We start from the raw sequence: 20,572 nt of genomic DNA, 5'->3' as shown, positions 1-20,572 counted from the left end.
GGGAAGGCGAATTCCAGACATAAAAAAACCGGCACGCTGAAGGTGCCGGTTTTTCATTCACGACGATTAAATCGCCACAGGCGCTTTAATCCCCGGATGCGGGTCGTAGCCTTCAATCTCGAAATCTTCGAATCGGTAATCAAAGATAGATTCCGGCTTACGTTTAATGACCAGCTTCGGCAACGCGCGTGGTTCGCGAGTCAGCTGCAGCGCAGTCTGCTCCATATGGTTGCTGTAAAGGTGCGTGTCGCCGCCCGTCCAGACAAAATCGCCCACTTCCAGATCGCACTGCTGCGCCATCATATGCACCAGCAGTGCATAACTGGCGATGTTAAACGGCAGGCCGAGGAACACATCGCAGGAGCGCTGATAGAGCTGGCAGGAGAGCTTGCCATCCGCCACGTAGAACTGGAAAAATGCGTGGCACGGGGCCAGCGCCATTTTATCCAGCTCGCCCACGTTCCACGCCGACACAATAATGCGGCGGGAATCCGGGTCGTTTTTCAGCTGATTCATTACCGCGGTGATCTGGTCGATATGGCGGCCATCCGGCGTAGGCCAGGCGCGCCACTGCTTACCGTAAACCGGGCCTAAATCACCGTTTTCATCGGCCCATTCGTCCCAGATGGTCACATTATTTTCACGCAGATACGCCACGTTGGTGTCGCCCTGCAGGAACCACAACAGTTCGTGGATGATGGAGCGTAAATGACAACGTTTCGTCGTCACCAGCGGGAAGCCATCCTGCAGATTAAAGCGCATCTGGTGGCCAAAAATAGAGGTCGTGCCCGTGCCGGTACGGTCATTTTTCTGGGTGCCTTCATCAAGCACCTTCTGCATCAATTCAAGATACTGTTTCATGATTCCTCAGGAGACGTGTTGCTGCGGACGGCGGAATGCCCAAACCATCATAATGATACCCGCAAGCACCATCGGAATGGAAAGGATCTGCCCCATGCTGATGTACTGCACCCACGCACCGGTGAATTGCTGATCCGGCTGGCGGAAGAATTCAACGATGATTCGGAACAGGCCGTAGCCTATCAGGAACAAACCAGAGACCGAACCCGCCGGGCGCGGTTTGCGGATAAACCAGTTGAGGATCAGGAACAGCACTACGCCTTCCAGCGCCATTTCATACAGCTGAGACATATGGCGCGGCAGCGAGCCGTAGGTATCAAACAGCGATTGCCACTCCGGATGCGATGGCAGCAGCGCCAGATCTTCCGCACGCGAGTTCGGGAAGAGCATGGTGTACTTGAAGCCAGGGTCGACGCGGCCCCACAGTTCGCCGTTGATAAAGTTACCCAGACGTCCGGCGCCCAGGCCAAACGGGATCAGCGGAGCAATAAAATCGGAAACCTGGAAGAAGGTGCGTTTGGTGCGTTTCGCAAAGACAATCATCACGATAATCACGCCAATCAGCCCGCCGTGGAAGGACATGCCGCCATCCCAAACGCGGAACAGATACAGCGGATCATTCAGGAAGAGATCAAAGTTATAGAACAATACATAACCAATGCGCCCGCCGAGGAATACCCCCAGGAAGCCCGCATACAGCAGATTTTCAACTTCGTTTTTCGTCCAACCGCTGCCAGGACGATTCGCGCGACGGCCTGCCAGCCACATCGCGAAGACGAAGCCAACCAGATACATCACGCCATACCAGTGCAGCGAGACCGGTCCAATAGAAAAAATTACCGGGTCAAATTCCGGGAAACGCAGATACCCACTATTCATCTGTCACCACAAGTTCTTGTTATTCCGCCGAAAGTGGTCAGCGGTATGGATGTGCGCCTACGTGAAACGGGCGCGCCAAAGGGCAGAATGATAGCACAAGGCGTGCAGTAGAGGGGGCGAGGAAGATGTAAAAGATGTGTAAGAGAATCCAAACCAGTGCAGACAATCGCATTTTCATGGTCGGAGTGAAGGAATATATATTATTAATATTAAATCCAACCTGATTAATAATATTCACAAATAGGAAAACAGAAAAACACCCTGTTCCAAAAAAATAAAACCGCATTAATATCACAAAAAAATAATTCCCCCGCCTTTATCATGCGTTATCTCTGTTTTTATTTGAAGGTCTTAGCTATGAAAAAAAGCATTCTTACGGTAGCACTTTGTGCATTGAGTTTTTCAGCGATGTCGGGGACTAAAAAAGTAATGATTATTGGGCTGAATGGTACATTACCAGCAGCTATCGATCAGGGAATACAAAATGGCAGTTTCCCCCAGTTTTCGAGCCTTGTGAAAAGCGGGGCGATTAACTGGAATATGACTTCCGTTGCCGATGTGAAAAACACGCATAATACTTTTTCCGCGCCGAACTGGGCGAGCCTGTTAACCGGCGTTGAGCCAGAACACCATGGCATTGTGAACAACGATATAGAGAACCCCCATGCCGTAGACAGCACATTTAAAAACTACAATCCCAAAAAATACCCGCCTGTCATGATGTACATGGATAAAATTGGCATTGAAAGCTCTGGCTACATCGCCTGGCCGGCGTTAGACCAAACATTTGGCCGCTACTTTACCCATCGCGCGACCACCACAGATGGAAATGATGCTGCCATTATCGATAAAGTCGTCGCTGATTTACCCACCACATCTTCTGATTTTATCTTTATTCAAATGAGTGGTGTTGAAAATGTCGGTAATAACCATGGTTATGGTTTCAATACACCAGCTTATAAAGCGGCTATACAATATTCAGATAATCAATTAAAAAGAGTGCTGACCGCGCTTAAAGGCCGCAAAGATTTTAAAAATGAAGAGTGGTTACTTTTCGTCATGACCGATCACGGTGGAAATGCGAATGGTACCTCTTATTCCAATGGCAACTTACCAGAAAACTTTAATACTTTCCTGATCGTCAATTATATTAAGAAAGGAAAATGGCAGGATTTACCCACGATGAATAATCGCAGTAGCGATGCCAGCGCCATCACGCCAGCCGTGATGAACTTCCTGGAATTTACGCCGGATATTCCATTCGACAGCCAACCTGTCGCGATTTTCAACTAATCCGATTCACGTCAGGCGGGAGAAAACGTGACTCCCGCCAGCCCGTTTACCGTCCGCCGCGAATTAACCCACCCAGACCACGACGCTCCATAAACGCCGCCACCTGATGGCGCACTTCTGTGGTGAGCTGCGCTTCCAGACTACGCTGCGCCAGCGTTTGCGCCTCCTCAAGCTCAACGTTGCGGAGCAAATACTTCACGCGCGCCACTGATCGTCCATTCATCGACAAATGCCGGAAACCCAGTCCAACCAGTATCGTTACGCACATCGGGTCGCCCGCCATTTCACCGCACAGACGAAGATCGATATCATAGCGCTCCGCTTCCTGTGCCACCATTGACAGCACGCGCAGCATAGCCGGATGCAGGCTATCGTAGATATTCGCCACTCGCGTGTTGTTACGATCGACCGCCAGAATGTACTGGGTAAGATCGTTGGTGCCAACGGAGATAAAATCGATGCGATTTGCCAGATGCGGCAGCATAAAGACCATCGAGGGCACTTCCAGCATGATGCCGACACGCGGTTTCGGGATCGCGTAGCCGATCATCTCTTCCACTTCACGCCCTGCGCGGTCAATCAGACGACGCGCTTCATCAACCTCTTCAAGGCTGGTAACCATGGGCAGCAAAATGCTGAGGTTACCGGTCGCGGCGTTGGCGCGCAGCATGGCGCGCACCTGAATCAGGAAGATCTCCGGCTGATCGAGCGTAATGCGGATCCCACGCCAGCCCAGGCACGGGTTCTCTTCGCTGATGGGCATGTACGGCAGTTGTTTATCCGCACCGACATCAAGCGTACGCAAGGTCACCGGTTTATCGTTAAACATCTGCAACATGCCCTGATACTGCGCGACCTGCTCCTCTTCCGATGGGAAGCCGCTTTGCAGCATAAAGGGGATTTCGGTGCGATAGAGGCCAATGCCGTCAATGCGCCGCCCCTGTTTCTCTTCGTGCTCCGGGCTGAGGCCCGCATTGAGCATGACTTTTATCCGTTCACCGCTTTTAAGTTGCGCCGGACGCTCAACATCATCTTCGGCGATGCGGCTCAGTTCATGCTCTTCGCTGATAAGACGTTGATATTCCTGAATCAGGATCGGTTCAGGATCCACCAGTAGCTCGCCGCGATAGCCATCCACCACCAGGTTGCGGCCATGCAGCACCGAAGGTTGAATATCCGCGCCCATAACGGTGGGGATGCCGAGTGCACGCACCATAATCGCCGCATGCGAGTTTGCTGCGCCATCGCGAACGACCACGCCGACAAGTCTGTCCTGCGGCACTTCCGCAAGCGTGGTGGCCGAGAGTTCATCAGCCACCAGCACGAAACGTTCCGGCCAGGCATTGGCGCCCTGAATGGTATCGTCGAGGTGGAACAACAGACGCTGGCCCAGCGTACGCAGATCGCCCGCGCGCTCTTTCAGATAGCCGTCACTCAGCGCCGCAAACTGTTCGGCAAATTTCTCGATAACTTTTTTGACCGCCCACTCAGCGACCGAGCCTTTATCCACTTCGGCAAACAGCGCCCGGCGCAGGCTGGCGTCGGAAAGCAGGTGTGAATAGAGGTCGAAAATCGCCGCCGTTTCTTTTTGCGCCCCGGCGGCATAACGCTTGCTGTAGCGACGGAATTCATTGGCCGCCTCTTCCAGCGCGCCAGTCAGCCGTTCACGCTCTTGCGCGGTATCGAGCGTCGAGGCCTCGTAGATCTGCTCCATCAACGGCAGCGTGGCATCCATCCAGCCTTCGGCTATCGCCACCCCGGACGAGGCCGGAAGCGCGCGAATACGCGTCTGGCGATACTGACCAAACAGCGCAGTGAGCTGCGACTGGGAAAGTATCGCCGCCATTTGCGTGGCGAGGGTGACCAGGAAAGACTCTTCGCTTTCATCGTACTGACGCAGCTCGCGCTGCTGAACCACCAGCACGCCAAGCAGTTGCCGCCGCTGAATGATCGGCACGCCAAGGAAGGCGCGGAAACGCTCTTCTTTGACGGAAGGAATGTATTTAAAACTGGGGTGTTTTTGCGCGTCGGCCAGGTTGATGGGTTCGGCCAGTCGGCCAACCAGGCCGACAATACCTTCATCAAAGGCGAGCGTGACCGTACGACCGCGCGGTTTTTTTAAGCCGCGCGTCGCCATCAGGTAATAGCTGCGTCGGTCGTGGTCGGCCAGGTAAACCGAGCATACCTCGGTTTCCATCGCCAGACAGATATCTGTAACCAGAATATCCAGCGCCTCGTTTAAACGCGGCGCACTGGCAACCTTCTCGACTATTTCGCGTAAGCGAGTGAGCATAATGTGCGTGACTTAACCTCTTTTACGTCGATAAGCTGGTGCGCTTTGCGGCCTGGAGTTGCTTTCCGCAAGCGCCATCACAACACTGGCGAACTCTTTCATCACCCGGCGGTATACATCACGCTTAAACGAGACGACCTGACGCACCGGATACCAGTAACTCACCCAGCGCCAGCCATCGAACTCCGGCGTGCTGCTGGTTTGCATATTGATATCTGCGTCATTGCCAATCAACTGCAAGAGAAACCACTTCTGCTTCTGGCCGATACAAACCGGCTTTGTGTCCCAACGCACCAAACGTTTCGGCAACTTGTAACGCAACCAGTTTCGGGTAGAAGCGAGGATCCGCACATCCTTGCGGCTTAATCCTACTTCTTCAAACAGTTCCCGATACATCGCTTGCTCTGCGGTTTCACCTGGGTTTATCCCGCCTTGCGGGAATTGCCAGGAGTGCTGACCGTAGCGCCGAGCCCACATGACCTGGCCCTGACGGTTGCAAATTACAATACCAACGTTTGGGCGGTAGCCATCGTCATCAATCACCGGACTACCTCAAAATAAGCTTCAATGTGAATGATTGTTTCATACTCCCCGGAAACGGTAAACCACTCTCTCGTCCCGCTCATAACGAATAACATTTGAATAACTCACAGTAATGAGCCGAGTTATAAACAGAAGCGTGAGCGTAAAGGCGATTTTATTCACTTTTTCTGTGGATAGAGTTGTGAAGAAGTATGGAATTAACCCGGGAAAACCCGGAGTAGTCCTAATCATCAGAGATGAGAGCATCTCAGGAAAACGCTATTTTTCATAAAGTTATTATCATCATTTATCAGTCATTACAGCGTAACGTGATGATCATCACATCACCGATCCTTTGATTGATGAAAGATCGAACAACGACGATTTTATCCACAGCTTGTGCCAATATCTTAGGCATCTTTTGTGCGAAAATTCGATTTTCGTCGCACGTCAAGGCTGTAAATTGAAACAGTAGTGGCGCTTTTCCCCAGTTATCCCAATTTTCTGTGGATAACATGGTGTAAGATCCTGTTCATTGCCAGTGACCAGAATTGGAAAACCTTTTTTCTACAACTTTTTCATGAGCCAAAAACCAGAAAAAATCCATATTAATCATTACATTGGTATATTTACTCAGAAAAAGTTAAACTCTATCCACAGCGTGCAAAACTCACGTTCATTTTTTGACCAAAAGGTTCACCCCATGTCTGCCCTGATTCCTTTGACCTCTTCCCCACAAACTCAGGCTGAGTTGTTAACACAAGCGCAGCGTCTCGCCGGGTATTCCTTAGGGGAGCTGGCGGCCATCGCGGGGCTTCCCATTCCGAAAGATTTGAAACGTGATAAAGGCTGGATTGGCATTCTTCTGGAGCTATGGCTGGGGGCCAGCGCGGGCAGTAAACCCGAGCAGGATTTCGCCGCGCTGGGCGTCGAACTTAAAACGATTCCCATTGATAGCCTGGGCCGTCCGCTGGAAACCACATTTGTCTGCGTTGCACCGCTCACCGGCAACACCGGGGTGACATGGCAGAACAGCCACGTACGCCATAAACTGAAATGCGTTTTGTGGATCCCGGTTGAAGGCGAGCGCGCGATTCCACTGGCCGAACGCCGGGTAGGATCGCCGCTGCTGTGGACGCCGAGCGCTGAAGAAGAGAGGCAGTTGCAGATGGACTGGGAGGAACTGATGGACCTCATCGTGCTGGGTCAGGTCGAGAAAATTACCGCTCGCCACGGCGAAGTGCTGCAACTGCGCCCTAAAGCCGCCAACAGCAAAGCGCTAACGGAAGCCATTGGCGCGCACGGCGAACCTATCCTGACGCTGCCGCGCGGTTTTTACCTGAAGAAAAATTTCACCTCCGCCCTGCTGGCCCGTCACTTCATGCTACAAACGTATTAATATTTTTACCCCGCCGCCGCTCAAGCTTATAATTGACGCTTTCGTTTTGGCAGGACTTTATAGATGTTATTTGCATGGATAACCGATCCCAACGCCTGGCTGGCGCTTGGCACCCTGACGCTTCTGGAGATCGTCCTTGGGATCGACAATATTATTTTCCTCTCTTTGGTTGTCGCGAAACTTCCCACCGCACAACGTGCCCACGCCCGTCGCTTAGGGCTACTGGGCGCGATGATTATGCGTCTGGGGCTGCTGGCCTCCATCGCCTGGGTGGTTAAGCTGACTAACCCGCTGTTCTCAGTGCTGGGACAGGAAATCTCGCTGCGCGATCTCATCTTACTCGTCGGCGGGCTATTCCTCATCTGGAAAGCCAGTAAAGAGATTCATGAATCGATCGAAGGCGATGAAGAGGGGCTGAAAACCAACGTTCACTCCTTTATGGGCGCCATCGTGCAGATTATGCTGCTGGATATTATTTTCAGCCTCGATTCGGTCATTACAGCGGTAGGTCTGTCCGATCACCTGTTCATTATGATGGCCGCCGTGGTGATTGCCGTCGGTGTGATGATGTTCGCCGCTCGCCCGATCGGCGAGTTTGTTGACCGCCACCCGTCGGTCAAAATGCTGGCGCTGTCGTTCCTGATTCTGGTGGGCTTCACCCTGATCCTGGAAAGTTTCGATATTCACGTACCGAAAGGTTACATCTACTTCGCGATGTTCTTCTCCATCGGCGTCGAGAGCCTGAACCTCATCCGCAACAAAAAAAATCCGCTCTAATCTCCCCTCTTCAGCCCTCTTTTGAGGGCTGAATCTTATTTTTTTAAGACTTTACTGCTTTATGCTCTCAAAATATTGAGTTATTACTACAATGATAAACGTGCGGCCATAAAAGGGGATTAAGGATGAAAAAATGGGCGGTGTTGATTTCCGCAGTGGGTTTGGCTTTTGCTGTGTCGGGTTGCAGCAGTGATTATGTGATGGCAACCAAGGATGGCAGGATGATCCTGACGGACGGAAAACCGGAAGTCGATGACGACACGGGGCTTATCAGCTACGAAGATCAGCAGGGTAACAGAATGCAGATCAATCGCGACGACGTTTCGCAAATCATTAAACGTTAAGAAAATGAGGTCAGCCGCCTGCTGGCCTTTTTTGATCTTTTTGCTTCCACTTTCTCTCTCCCTCTGCCATTTTTATATTCCTTTGTCGGGACATTCCTGACGTTGTTAAGAAAAAGGAAGCTGGCTATGCACTACCACCGTATTCCCCACAGCTCGCTGGAGATAAGCACTCTTGGGCTGGGCACTATGACGTTTGGTGAACAAAATAGTGAAGCCGACGCCCACGCACAGCTCGATTACGCCGTCAGTCAGGGTATCAACTTGATTGACGTCGCCGAAATGTATCCGGTGCCACCGCGCCCGGAGACTCAGGGTTTGACCGAGACCTACGTCGGTAACTGGATTGCCAAACGCGGTAACCGCGAAAAACTCATCCTGGCCTCCAAAGTCAGCGGCCCTTCGCGCAATAACGACAGCGGCATCCGCCCAAACCAGGCGCTTGACCGCAAAAACATTCGCGAAGCCCTGCATGACAGCCTGACCCGCCTGCAAACGGATTACCTCGATTTATACCAGGTACACTGGCCGCAGCGCCCAACCAACTGCTTTGGCAAACTGGGCTACACCTGGGCCGATTCCGCACCGGTAGTTTCATTACTCGATACGCTGGAAGCGCTGACCGAATTCCAGCGCGCCGGGAAAATTCGCTACATTGGCGTCTCGAACGAAACGGCCTTCGGCGTGATGCGCTATCTGCATCTGGCGGATAAACACGACCTGCCGCGCATCGTCACCATCCAGAATCCATACAGCCTGCTTAACCGCAGCTATGAAGTGGGGCTGGCCGAGGTGAGTCAGTTTGAAGGCGTTGAACTGCTGGCTTACTCCTGCCTGGCATTCGGCACGTTAACCGGCAAATACCTTAACGGTGCGAAACCTGCTGGCGCGCGCAATACGCTGTTCAGCCGCTTCACCCGCTACAGCGGTGAGCAGGCGCAGAAAGCGGTAGCCGCGTATGTTGATATCGCCAAACGTCACGGGCTCGATCCGGCGCAAATGGCGCTGGCCTTTGTGCGTCGTCAACCGTTTGTCGCCAGCACCCTGCTGGGCGCAACCACGCTTGAACAGCTGAAAACTAACGTCGAGAGCTATCACCTTGAACTGAGCGAAGAGGTGCTGGCAGAGATTGAAGCGGTGCATCAGGTTTATACCTACCCGGCACCGTAAGGAAAAAGGCGAGAGGAGGAAATCCTCTCGCTTATAACGCACGCTTAACGCCGATGCCCCCACAGCCACAGGCCGATAATCGCCAGCGCAAACAGCACGCCAAAGCCGATACCTACGCCAATAACCGGGATGCCCACCATTACCGCCAGCGAGTAAATCCCCAGCATTATCAACATGGCGCTGTTTTCGCCAAGGTTCTGCACGGCGATAGCGTTGCCTGCACCCACCGAGTGTTTACCAATATCCTGGAGCAGTGCGTTAAGCGGCACGACAAAGAAACCGCCGCAAATCCCGATAGCAAACAACAGCGCATAGGCTGGCAGAATCGCATGCTGTAGCGCGAAAATCGCCACCACCACACCAATCAACACCCCTGCTGGCATGCAACGGGCGACCGTTTTCAACGTTACCAGTTTGGCCGCCGCGCCTGCACCAACCACAATGCCCACCGCAACCATCGCATTGAGATAGGTTGGCGTAGCGTTATCGGCAATGCCAAGCGCCACCGGCACCCACAGCACCAGCAGGAAACGCAGCGTTACGCCTGCCCCCCAGAACAGACTGGTACCCAACAGCGAGAAACGCGCTTCGCCGTTGTGCCATAGCGTTTTGCAGGCGCTGAAAAAACTGTTGGTCATCGGGCGGAAACGCCAGGACTGCCCCGGGCGCGCCGCCGCCAGCTTCGGAATAAACAGGTTCGCCACCACCGCGCCGCCGTAAGCGATAGCACAGGCCACCAGCGCCGCAATCACGTGCCAGTCGGCGAGTACGCCACCCGCCACCGAGCCCAGCAGTATGGCGGCAATGGTCGATGCTTCCATCAACCCGTTGGCTTTCACCAGCTTATCGCCGGTTGTCAGCTCGCCCAGAATGCCATACTTGGCCGGTGAGTAACCCGCCGCCCCAATGCCCACCAGCAGATAGCCAATGAACGGGTTTACACCGACGCAAATGCTCGCCGCACCAATCAGCTTCAGGCCGTTAGTCATCATCATGACGCGCCCTTTGGCAAAGCTGTCTGCTATCTGTCCAACGAACGGCGCAAAAAGGATGTAAGCGCCCACAAACACCATCTGTAAAACGGGTTGACTCCAGTCGGGGTAAAACTGCTGTTTCATCAACGCCAGCGTGGCAAACAGCAGCGCGTTATCACCGAATGCGGAGAGAAACTGGGCGGCAATGACCGCCATCATGCCCTTCGACCAGATAGAGGTGTTAGTGTGTACTGACTCACTCATTGTGCTGTTCTGCCTCTTCAACCATGCCTTTGAGCGTCACGAAGTCCGGCTTGCCGCTGCCCAGAAGCGGCAGTTGTTTTAGCCAGCGAATATCACGCGGTACTGCCAGCTCCGGTACGCCATGTGCCCGCGCGTACTGCAACAGTTTGTCGCGGGTCAGCTCATTATCGGTGGTAAACAGCACCAGCGCCTCCCCTTTGCTGGCATCCGTTTTCACGGCGGTCGCGTGCATTTTCTCAGGCGATACCGCCAGCGCCACCTGCTCAACCATTTCCAGCGACACCATTTCCCCGGCAATTTTTGCGAAGCGCTTGGCGCGGCCCTGAATTTGTACAAAACCCTGTTCGTCAAAAGCGACGATATCGCCCGTGTCGTACCAGCCCTCTTCCCGCTCGCCGTGTTGGTTCTCGGCGCTCGGTTTTTCCAGCACGCCAGGATTCTCAACGCGCAGGTAGCCAGTCATGATATTCGGGCCTTTTAACTGCAAACGTCCGCCTTTCTCAATGCCAGGGATTGCCAGCAAACGCGCGTCCATACCCGGAAGAATTCGCCCAACAGTCCCTGGCTTCGCCGCCATCGGTACGTTGATAGACACCACTGGCGCACACTCCGTCACGCCATAGCCTTCCAGAATGCGCAGGCCAAATTTGTCCTGCCACAGTTCTTTGGTGCTTTGCTGGAGTTTTTCCGCCCCCGCCACCACGTAGCGCAGACGATAAAAATCATACGGATTCGCGAATCGCGCATAGTGACCAAGGAAGGTGGAGGTGCCAAACAGTACGGTACAGTTACGGTCATAAACCAGCTCCGGCACGATGCGGTAATGCAGCGGGCTCGGATAGAGGAACACCTGCGCGCCGGTCAGCAACGGCGTAAACAGCCCTACCGTCAGACCGAAGGAGTGGAACAGCGGTAGCGCGGACATAAAGCGATCGTTCGCGGTAAAGTCGGCGATGGTTTTAATCTGCTCGACGTTCGCCAGAATGCTTTTATGGCTGTGTACCACCCCTTTGGGGTTGCCTTCAGAACCGGAGGTAAAGAGGATAATCGCCGGATCTTCCGGTTTTTGTTCAACCTGCGCCAGACGTGGCATCAGCAGGCGCGAGAAAATCCACAGTTTGTCCTGGGTCGTGACATCGCCTTTTAAATCTTCAAGGAATACCCAGCGAACCTGAGTCAGTTGTTCCGTCAGGTGCCAAAGCTTGCCTTTATCAAGGAAGGTGCGCGAGGTAAAAATCGTCTTCAGTTCCGCCGCGGTAATGGCGCTGGAAAGCCCCTTCACACCGGCCGTGTAGTTCATCATCGCCGGAATACGTCCGCGCGCAATCGCTCCAAAAATGACCGCCGCGCTGATCCCCGCGTTCGGCAGCATCAGGCCGATGCGTTCACCTTTCTGAGTATATTTGTCGAGGATACGCGCCACAAACAGCGTTTTGGTCATCAGTTTGTGGTAGCTGTCTGGCTGGAAGTTAATGTCTTCCACGCACGGCTTTTTCGCGCCGTAACGATACTGGGCGCTAATCAACGATTCAAAGAGGGTTTCACGCGGGCGCACCGCCATTCGCGCTTCCATCATAATTTGATGCAGCATTTCGCCCGCCATTTTACGGCGATCGCGCGCGCGCGGCGCATCCGGCATATCGATGCGGGTCGGCGGCAACAGATGCAGCCGAATTTGCGGGAAGAGGCGCTGTTTCACCAGTCCTTTCAGACGGCTGAAGTAAGTCAGCTCGGCCCCTTCAATTCGTACCGGGATAATCGTCGCGCCTGACTTCGCCGCCACAAAGGCCGCGCCGTCATAGATTTTCATCAGCGAACCAGAAACCGAAATACGCCCTTCAGGAAAAATCACCACCGGACGGCCCTGTTCAATCAGGCGCACCAGGTGTTTGATGGACATGGGTTTAGTCGGGTCTAGCGGCACAAAATCGATTAGCGGCGCAAGCCAGCGCATAAACCATTTTTGCGAAATAGAAGAGTAAACAGCAAAAACCGGGCGCACTGGCAGGAACAGCGCCAACAGGATGCCGTCAATGAATGAGACATGGTTCGGGGTAATCAGCACCTTAGATTGCGATAAAGCCGCTGTGTCGCCGGTCACCCTGACCCGAAACAGAACTTTAAAAAGCTGCCGAAAAAAACCAATAACCATACCAACTCCTTTTGCCAAAGTTTTCTCTGCAAGCAGGGTACATGAGAAAACAGCGGAAAAGCAGCAAACCCCAGTTTCTTGACAAAAAAAAACCTGCGCATCTGCGCAGGTTGGTGTAATTCAAGTCAGTCAACCTTATGGATGACTTCACCTATCAATACCTCTGGGATAATCAGAGTAGCAATCCCGTTGCTGCTTTCTCCAGCACAGAACCGCAACAGCCCTTCGCAAAGTGTAAGCAAAAGTTTGGATTCGTTTTTTTAGAATCACTTACCGCCTTTTTGTGCCATTGGGTCAATATCAAAGATATTTCTATCAACCCTCTCCCGGCCTTGAACCTGTGATAAATTTCCGTAACACTACAGTGGTGTAACCGTTTACCCATCAAAAAGGCAGTGTATGGCGACTATCAAAGATGTGGCTCGACTGGCTGGCGTCTCTGTCGCCACCGTCTCCCGCGTAATCAACAATTCCCCGAAAGCCAGCGATGCTTCTCGTCAGTCGGTATCGTCGGCTATGGAAACGCTCAATTACCACCCAAACGCCAACGCCCGTGCGCTGGCGCAGCAGTCAACGGAAACCGTGGGTCTGGTGGTAGGCGATGTGTCCGACCCCTTCTTTGGCGCCATGGTCAAAGCCGTTGAGCAGGTGGCATACCACACTGGTAACTTTTTGTTGATCGGCAACGGCTATCACAACGAATTAAAAGAACGCCAGGCCATTGAGCAATTGATTCGTCACCGCTGTGCGGCGCTGGTGGTACACGCCAAGATGATCCCCGATGCGGAACTGACCGGGTTGATGAAGCAGATGCCCGGCATGGTGCTGATTAACCGGATTTTGCCGGGTTTTGAAAAACGCTGCGTAGCGCTGGATGACCGCTATGGCGCGTGGCTCGCAACACGTCATTTGATTCAACAGGGACATACAAAGATTGGCTACATCTGCTCGAACCACGCGATTTCCGATGCGGAAGACCGCTTGCAGGGCTATTACGACGCGCTAAAAGAGAACGGGCTGCCGTGTAATGATCGGCTGGTGACCTTCGCTGAACCCGATGAAAGCGGTGGAGAACAGGCAATGACTGAGTTGCTGGGGCGCGGAAAACAGTTCACCGCCGTGGCCTGCTATAACGACTCGATGGCCGCAGGGGCAATGGGCGTGCTCAATGATAACGGCATCGATGTACCGCAGGAGATCTCTCTGATTGGCTTCGATGATGTTCTGGTCTCACGCTACGTGCGCCCTCGCCTGACCACCATTCGTTACCCAATTGTCACCATGGCGACGCAGGCGGCAGAACTGGCGCTGGCGCTGGCGGAAAAACGTCCGGTTCCTGAGGTAACGCACCTCTTTAGCCCAACGCTTGTGCGCCGTCATTCGGTATCGGTGCCTGCGGAAAGTGATAAAGCATAGTGTTTCAGACGGGGAGCGCCGCACGCCCCCGTCTTATTTTATTGTTATTTCCCCACCATCCCGAGCACTTTTCCTAAAAGCCCCTGTTTATGTATCGCCTCTCATTTCGCTTAACGCTTTCTGGAAATAATAAATAGATTATTTCGTGAAGGAGACTTCAGCGTCATGGCTAACATTGTTTATCTCACCCTCAAGGGGGAAACCCAGGGGCTTATTTCAGCGGGATGTTCTTCATTACAATCAGTAGGTAATAAAGCGCAAGTCAGTCATAGGGATCAGATATTGGTTTACGCGCTCTCCCATTCAATAAGCAGAGTGCAAAACGTCAATCACCACGAGGTGATTATTGTTAAGCCTCTCGATAAGTCATCACCACTATTAGGTAAAGCCATCTCAGAAAACGAAACATTAGAATGCGAGTTTGATATCTACCGAACCTCTCCTGAAGGACGTAATGAACGGTGTTATCAAATCAAACTGTCCAAAGCCCATATAGCCAACATAGATTTCGTTATTCCACACTGTATTCTTGAGCCCGGTGGAGAAATGCAGGAAAAAATTGCTTTCTCCTACGAATCTATCAACTGGGAGCACAATATTGCCGGCACCTGTGCCTTTAGCTTTTGGCAAGACCGTATTCTTTAACATCTGGATATGGATTACTATATGGAGTGAGTAAATGCTTAGAAATGATAGTATGGGGGACTATTTAGGCGATATATTATCTGGCAGACAGCAGATTAATAGCCTCAACCCCGACCACGCATTCTTACAATCTCTGCCACTACTGGAAGAGATGATGGAAAACAACACACAATATTTTCTATTGCTGACTATTGATGAAGCTCAGGGTATTGTAGATGATTTAATTGGCTATACCGATGATTTTATGTCATATCGAATGGGAGCGGGTAATATTAAAGATGTCTGGGATGGCTTGCGAAATACAACATTGCTCATGACCTGGCGAGATGCAAATAAAATTTGTTTTAATCTCAGAGCTCTCTTCATCAAGGCCACGCCGTATCGTGTGAATGGAGTTGAATACATCAAGATCAGTGGTTATCCGGGCCTGCGTAGAATTCTTAATGGCACACGTTATCGTGCAAATAATCTTCAGATGCTGGAATTTGGGATTGGGAAGCGAGGGATAAACTCAGCCATTATCAATGGTGCTAAGTTTTGTATCTACTTCTCCTTAGCCTGGCGAGGATTAGAGTTGATTCTTAAATCAGAATATAACCTTATTGACTTTCTTGGCGATATTTCCATGGATACTGCTAAGTTGGTCATTTCCAGCCTGGCAACATTTGTTGTTTGGAACCTATTAATTTTATCACCGCTATCAATAATTATAACAACGGGACTCGTTTTGTCCTTTAACATACTGACAAATGTTGGACTTAACAAACTTGATTGTAAATTAGAGACATCCCTAAAATTAAAAAATATTATAAGGGATGCATTTATTGAACAGTCTCTAAATCAATATTGGCATAGAAAACACTTTGATCATGAAAATTACTTCCTTTATCAAGTCAGGAACTAGCTAAATGTTACAAAATATAAAAACCAAAATTAAAAAAATAATCACTTCATCTTGGGATAAAATAAAAATCCCATTTTCTGGAGTTTTTGTAATTGTATTTGCGATATGGTTCATAAAATCGACAACAGAAGATATGGCCATGTATCAGTTTACCTCTCTCTTTCACTATGGAGAAGTTATTTACTTCAACAGCTATGAGATAGTTCTTCCTCTAGGCATTCCAATTTTTTTCTTTGCTATGGTAACTGTAGTATTTGCTTTCTTCAACAAAGGAAAGATCCCAAAAAAAATAGACTTCACCATGAACTTCATTACGTTAATCTTAATCATGCTAATCATTCTTACTCAATTCCTTTGTCTGCTCGTCACCATCTGGCTGGGAGTATTTTCCCCCTACAAAACCTGCGAACCAGAAGGCTTCAGGTATTACTACGTTCGGGATGTTGGAGACTGCCAACGCCTGATGAGGGAAGAGGCGCGCAGAGACTGAAAGGACAAAACGTACGTAAACTTCTCTCCTTCATAATAGTACCTGGTAGCTAACTACAAGAGATAACATCAAGATTGAAAATAAAATCTAAAGCAATTACAAAAAAAGATAATAACAATCCACCACGTTGGAATAGAGTAAAATCTTTCATGAGCGGTGCCATTATCAGCACTGTTTCTATACTCATTCTTTATGACTATTCCACCACACTGACAGTATTCAAACTTACATCAATCTTTCATTATGGCGACATCATATATTTTAATGGTTCTGATTTTTCATTATTAATGACGGCACCGGGATTTTGTTGCGGGTTTATTTTGGGCGTACTAACGATTATCTTCGGCGTTAAACGCCCCAAAAACGTTGATTTTATAATGTGCATCGCGGCTTGCATAATGATCCCACTTTTAATCATTACGCAGGTCATTGTTCTGCTCGTCACCATCTGGCTGGGAGTATTTTCCCCCTACAAAACATGCGAACCAGAAGGCTTCAGGTATTACTACGTTCGGGATGTTGGAGACTGCCAACGCCTGATGAGGGAAGAGGCGCGCAAAGAGTAAGAAGGCTCTGCCTGTGATCCCAGGTGCCGCGGTTCCAGCACTTCCCTTCAAAACCGTGATCCCGATAGTTATTTGCCGCGTTCTCAACGCATATCCCCCTGAATGTCTGTGATAAACTGCGGAAATCACGTGGCATCAGGAACAGACAATGACAACAATGCTGGATGTCTCAATTCGCGCAGGCGTTTCGAAAGCAACGGTTTCCCGCGTCTTGAACGGCACAGGTCAGGTAAAAGAGAGCACCCGTCAGCAGGTGTTCAAAGCAATGGAAGAGTTGGGCTACCGGCCAAATTTTCTGGCGCGCTCACTGGCAAACCGCACCAGCAATAGCATTGGGCTGATTGTCTCAACCTTTGACGGCTTCTATTTTGGCCGCCTGTTACAGCAGGCGTCGCGCCAGACGGAAGTCTGGGGCAAGCAGTTGATTGTCGCCGATGGGCACGACGAGCCGGAGCGAGAGAAGCAGGCAGTACAGATGCTGGCCGATCGCCAGTGCGATGCGATTGTGCTCTATACCCGTTTTATGAGCGAAGAAACCATCATGTCGCTCATCGATTCCATCCCTATGCCGTTGGTGGTGATCAACCGCGACGTCAGCCAGGCGCGAGAGCGCTGCGTCTTCTTCGAACAGCAGGATGCTGCGTTTCAGGCGGTAGAATATCTGATTTCACAGGGCCATCGCGATATCGCCTGCCTCACGGTTCCTATTCACACGCCAACGGGGAAAGCGCGTTTGGAAGGGTATAAAAATGCGCTCGAAAAACATGGCATTGCGTGGGATCCGGCGAAGATCAAATATGGCGATGCGGGCATGACCTGCGGATTTGAGAAGTGCAATGAACTGATTAGCGAAAAAGTGCCGTTCAGCGCGCTATTCGCCTGTAACGATGATATGGCGCTGGGCGCGTCAAAAGCGCTGCATCAGGCGGGGCTGCGTATTCCGCAGGATATTTCGCTGTTTGGCTTCGATGACGCACCAAGCGCGAAATGGCTGGAGCCTGGCCTGTCGACGGTGTATCTGCCGATCGATAACATGATTGTGACCGCTATCGATCAGGCCATTAAGCTCGCCAACGGCGAGCCGATTGAAACGATCCCACCGTTTACCGGCACGCTGGTGCTGCGTGATACGGTGACGACGGGGCCCTATTACGCCAGTTCCAGCGACAGCAGTTCCTGAATCGTCTGGCGGCGGCGAATCAAACGCGCTGCACCATGATCAAACAGCACTTCCGGCAGCAGCGGGCGGCTGTTGTAGTTCGATGACATCGATGCGCCATACGCGCCAGTATCGTGCAGCACCAGATAATCGCCCGGCTTCACCGCAGGCAGGGCACGCGTTTCCACTTTTCCGCCTTCCTGCTGCGTAAAGACATCGCCCGATTCACACAGCGGGCCGGCAACCACCGTTTCAACCAGTGGCGCCTGCGACAGGTCGCGCCCGTCGGCGGCGAGCGCGGAAATATGGTGATAGCTCCCATACATTGCCGGACGCATCAGGTCATTAAACCCGGCGTCGATCAGCACAAAGTGGCGGCTTCCCATTTCTTTCACGCTCCGCACCTGTGCCACCAGCACGCCAGACTCCGCCACCAGGAAGCGCCCCGGTTCGAGTTCCAGTTTTACCGGGTGACCCAGATGTTTAGCAATCTGCTCACGCGCACCGTTCCACAGACCATAGTAGTGATCGGTGTTGATCGCTTCTTCACCTTCACGATACGGAATCGATAATCCGCCACCGGCAGAGATTGCTTCCAGATCCTGGCCAAATTCAACGACCTGACGTACCATTGCGCCGCAAACCTGCCCCAGATGCGCATAATCCACGCCGGAACCGATGTGCATGTGAATGCCTACCAGCTTCAGTTGATAACGCTGAATCACGTCCAGCGCGGCCGGAAGATCGCTGTACCAGATACCGTGTTTGCTGTTTTCGCCGCCAGTGTTGGTTTTCTGACTGTGACCGTGACCAAAGCCGGGATTCACGCGCAGCCACACGCGATGGCCTGGGGACACCTCACCCAGCTGCGCCAGCATATCGACAGATCCGGCGTTAACCGGGATTTGCAATTCCTGAACGCGCGAAAGCGTCGCGTCGTCGATAGTGTCGGCGGTAAAAACGATATCATCAGAATCCGCGCCCGGCTGATAGCCCGCCACCAGCGCGCGCTCAATCTCACCCAATGACACCGAATCCACCTTGACGCCCTGCTCGCGCATCAGACGCAGAATATGGATGTTCGAACATGCTTTCTGGGCAAAACGCACGACGTCAAACTGGCTCAGTTTGGCAATCTGCTGGCGAATAATTTGCGCGTCATACACCCAGACCGGGCAGCCAAATTCAGCGGGCAGGCGCAGCAGGTTTTCTGCAGTCAGATCGGTGTCGGTACTGTTAAGGGGGCGTGGCATAGATGGCTCCGGTGTCAAATATTGCTTTTTACCGATTACGCCACAGGCTGAAGGGAATAAAAAATATCGTTTTATGGTGAGTCTATGCAAAAATGATATACAACCCTCACCCTAACCCTCTCCCTGAGGGAGAGGGGACAGACCGATACGGGTTTCCTCCCTCTCCTTCAGGGAGAAGGGACAGACCGACACGGGTTTTCTCCCTCTCCCTCAGGGAGAGGGTCGGGGTGAGGGGAAAAAACGCACAAACCAGGAGTCTCTCATGCCCGCCGTCAACCTGCGTCATATTGAAATCTTCCATGCGGTAATGACCGCCGGTAACCTGACGGAAGCCGCGCACCTGCTGCACACCTCGCAGCCCACGGTCAGCCGCGAACTGGCGCGCTTTGAAAAAGTGCTCGGTTTGAAGCTGTTTGAACGCAGCCGTGGCCGCCTACATCCTACCGTGCAGGGGCTAAGACTGTTTGAAGAGGTGCAACGCTCCTGGTATGGGCTCGATCGCATCGTCAGCGCGGCGGAAAGCCTGCGCGAGTTTCGTCAGGGCGAACTGTCGATTGTATGCTTACCCGTCTTTTCACAATCCTTTTTACCGTTGCTGATCCAACCTTTTCTGGCGCGCTACCCGGATGTCAGCCTGCAAATCGTGCCGCAGGAGTCGCCGCTTCTTGAAGAGTGGCTCTCTGCCCAGCGCCACGATTTGGGGCTAACGGAAACACTGCACACGCCCGCAGGGACTGAGCGCACGCCGCTGCTTACGCTCAACGAAGTCTGTATTCTGCCGCAGGATCACCCACTGACCGCAAAAAGCGTACTGACGCCGGAAGATTTTCAGGGCGAGAACTATATCAGCCTGTCGCGCACCGACAGCTATCGCCAGCTGCTGGATACGTTATTCAACGAGCATCAGGTGAAACGGAGAATGGTGGTAGAAACCCATAGCGCGGCGTCGATTTGCGCGCTGGTGCGGGCAGGCGCGGGAATTTCAGTGGTTAACCCGTTCACCGCCCTGGATTACGTTAACAGCGGTGTAGTGATACGCCGTTTCAGTAAAGATGTGCCTTTTACCGTGAGCCTGATTCGCCCGCTCCACCGGCCCGGTTCGGCGCTGGTTGAGGCATTTACGCAACACATACAGGCAAACCTGGGCACGATTACCGATACGTTGAATAACGTTCTCGCGCCGTGAGAGCTGCCGGATGGCGGCAATATTGTAG

The 20,572-nt window shown here is 52.1% G+C and carries 20 protein-coding genes; 13 read left to right on the top strand and 7 right to left on the bottom strand.

Going from position 1 to position 20,572, the window contains the following annotated elements; translation table 11 throughout:
• Nucleotides 1-66: 66 nt before the first annotated feature.
• Together thyA and lgt are read right to left on the bottom strand one after the other, a co-directional pair.
• The gene (gene thyA, locus ACOXYR_RS03105; protein WP_421356494.1) at nt 67-861 is read right to left on the bottom strand and encodes a thymidylate synthase; all 795 of its coding nucleotides are present in this window, start codon (nt 859-861) and stop codon (nt 67-69) included.
• 6 nt (nt 862-867) lie between these two features.
• Nucleotides 868-1,740 (bottom strand): prolipoprotein diacylglyceryl transferase, encoded by an 873-nt coding sequence (gene lgt / locus ACOXYR_RS03100; RefSeq protein WP_015963202.1) that lies wholly within the window; start codon nt 1,738-1,740, stop codon nt 868-870.
• A gap of 357 nt (nt 1,741-2,097) precedes the next feature.
• Between lgt and ACOXYR_RS03095 the strand changes: the two genes are divergently transcribed.
• Nucleotides 2,098-3,033, top strand: coding sequence for an alkaline phosphatase family protein (locus ACOXYR_RS03095; RefSeq protein ID WP_421356493.1), 936 nt, complete (start codon nt 2,098-2,100; stop codon nt 3,031-3,033).
• Between the two features lie 46 nt (nt 3,034-3,079).
• Here ACOXYR_RS03095 and ptsP read toward each other — a convergent pair whose 3' ends face one another.
• Together ptsP and rppH are read right to left on the bottom strand one after the other, a co-directional pair.
• Nucleotides 3,080-5,326: a phosphoenolpyruvate--protein phosphotransferase gene (ptsP, locus tag ACOXYR_RS03090; RefSeq protein WP_113857720.1), complete on the bottom strand. Its 2,247-nt coding sequence runs from the start codon at nt 5,324-5,326 to the stop codon at nt 3,080-3,082.
• Between the two features lie 12 nt (nt 5,327-5,338).
• Nucleotides 5,339-5,869, bottom strand: a complete 531-nt coding sequence (gene rppH / locus ACOXYR_RS03085) for an RNA pyrophosphohydrolase (RefSeq protein WP_015963199.1) — start codon at nt 5,867-5,869, stop codon at nt 5,339-5,341.
• Nucleotides 5,870-6,310: 441 nt separating this feature from the next.
• On the opposite strand from rppH, the gene ACOXYR_RS03080 reads away from it, so the two are divergent.
• The 5 genes from ACOXYR_RS03080 (at nt 6,311) to ACOXYR_RS03060 (ending at nt 9,535) form a co-directional block, all read left to right on the top strand.
• Nucleotides 6,311-6,460, top strand: coding sequence for a hypothetical protein (locus ACOXYR_RS03080; RefSeq protein ID WP_373300349.1), 150 nt, complete (start codon nt 6,311-6,313; stop codon nt 6,458-6,460).
• Nucleotides 6,461-6,551: 91 nt separating this feature from the next.
• Nucleotides 6,552-7,247 (top strand): DNA mismatch repair endonuclease MutH, encoded by a 696-nt coding sequence (gene mutH, locus ACOXYR_RS03075; protein ID WP_421356492.1) that lies wholly within the window; start codon nt 6,552-6,554, stop codon nt 7,245-7,247.
• A gap of 63 nt (nt 7,248-7,310) precedes the next feature.
• The gene (locus ACOXYR_RS03070; protein ID WP_108475951.1) at nt 7,311-8,024 is read left to right on the top strand and encodes a TerC family protein; all 714 of its coding nucleotides are present in this window, start codon (nt 7,311-7,313) and stop codon (nt 8,022-8,024) included.
• Nucleotides 8,025-8,149: 125 nt separating this feature from the next.
• Nucleotides 8,150-8,368, top strand: coding sequence for a YgdI/YgdR family lipoprotein (locus tag ACOXYR_RS03065; protein WP_015963194.1), 219 nt, complete (start codon nt 8,150-8,152; stop codon nt 8,366-8,368).
• Between the two features lie 126 nt (nt 8,369-8,494).
• Nucleotides 8,495-9,535 (top strand): NADP(H)-dependent aldo-keto reductase, encoded by a 1,041-nt coding sequence (locus ACOXYR_RS03060; protein WP_108475950.1) that lies wholly within the window; start codon nt 8,495-8,497, stop codon nt 9,533-9,535.
• A 44-nt stretch (nt 9,536-9,579) separates the two neighbouring features.
• Here ACOXYR_RS03060 and lplT read toward each other — a convergent pair whose 3' ends face one another.
• Both lplT and aas read right to left on the bottom strand, forming a co-directional pair.
• Entirely contained in the window at nt 9,580-10,773 is a 1,194-nt protein-coding gene (lplT, locus tag ACOXYR_RS03055; RefSeq protein WP_407731522.1) for a lysophospholipid transporter LplT, read from the bottom strand.
• Complete coding sequence (gene aas / locus ACOXYR_RS03050; RefSeq protein WP_189623925.1) at nt 10,766-12,925, bottom strand: bifunctional acyl-ACP--phospholipid O-acyltransferase/long-chain-fatty-acid--ACP ligase; 2,160 nt, start codon at nt 12,923-12,925, stop codon at nt 10,766-10,768. Before aas ends, lplT begins: the two co-directional genes overlap by 8 nt.
• A gap of 399 nt (nt 12,926-13,324) precedes the next feature.
• On the opposite strand from aas, the gene galR reads away from it, so the two are divergent.
• The 6 genes from galR to ACOXYR_RS03020 all read left to right on the top strand — a co-directional run bounded on the left by galR (nt 13,325) and on the right by ACOXYR_RS03020 (nt 18,126).
• Nucleotides 13,325-14,341 (top strand): HTH-type transcriptional regulator GalR, encoded by a 1,017-nt coding sequence (gene galR, locus ACOXYR_RS03045; RefSeq protein ID WP_108475947.1) that lies wholly within the window; start codon nt 13,325-13,327, stop codon nt 14,339-14,341.
• Nucleotides 14,342-14,506: 165 nt separating this feature from the next.
• Nucleotides 14,507-14,986, top strand: coding sequence for an Hcp family type VI secretion system effector (locus tag ACOXYR_RS03040; RefSeq protein WP_350435979.1), 480 nt, complete (start codon nt 14,507-14,509; stop codon nt 14,984-14,986).
• A gap of 34 nt (nt 14,987-15,020) precedes the next feature.
• Entirely contained in the window at nt 15,021-15,890 is an 870-nt protein-coding gene (locus ACOXYR_RS03035; RefSeq protein WP_421356491.1) for a hypothetical protein, read from the top strand.
• A gap of 4 nt (nt 15,891-15,894) precedes the next feature.
• On the top strand, nt 15,895-16,380 hold the full coding sequence (locus tag ACOXYR_RS03030; RefSeq protein ID WP_421356490.1) for a hypothetical protein: 486 nt from the start codon (nt 15,895-15,897) through the stop codon (nt 16,378-16,380).
• A 149-nt stretch (nt 16,381-16,529) separates the two neighbouring features.
• Nucleotides 16,530-16,946, top strand: a complete 417-nt coding sequence (locus ACOXYR_RS03025) for a hypothetical protein (protein ID WP_421356489.1) — start codon at nt 16,530-16,532, stop codon at nt 16,944-16,946.
• A gap of 148 nt (nt 16,947-17,094) precedes the next feature.
• Nucleotides 17,095-18,126: a LacI family DNA-binding transcriptional regulator gene (locus ACOXYR_RS03020; RefSeq protein ID WP_108475946.1), complete on the top strand. Its 1,032-nt coding sequence runs from the start codon at nt 17,095-17,097 to the stop codon at nt 18,124-18,126.
• Here ACOXYR_RS03020 and lysA read toward each other — a convergent pair.
• Nucleotides 18,096-19,358 carry a diaminopimelate decarboxylase gene (gene lysA, locus ACOXYR_RS03015; RefSeq protein WP_421356488.1) on the bottom strand — a complete coding sequence of 421 codons (1,263 nt, stop codon included), beginning with the start codon at nt 19,356-19,358 and terminating at the stop codon, nt 18,096-18,098. The two genes, ACOXYR_RS03020 and lysA, sit on opposite strands and share 31 nt — an antisense overlap.
• A gap of 262 nt (nt 19,359-19,620) precedes the next feature.
• Between lysA and ACOXYR_RS03010 the strand changes: the two genes are divergently transcribed.
• On the top strand, nt 19,621-20,544 hold the full coding sequence (locus ACOXYR_RS03010; protein ID WP_421356487.1) for a LysR family transcriptional regulator: 924 nt from the start codon (nt 19,621-19,623) through the stop codon (nt 20,542-20,544).
• Nucleotides 20,545-20,572 lie beyond the last annotated feature (28 nt).

The organism is Pseudocitrobacter faecalis, assembly GCF_965231525.1.
GTDB lineage: Bacteria > Pseudomonadota > Gammaproteobacteria > Enterobacterales > Enterobacteriaceae > Pseudocitrobacter > Pseudocitrobacter faecalis.
Note: the sequence above shows the minus strand (reverse complement) of the source record. Positions and strands in the feature narration are given on the sequence as shown.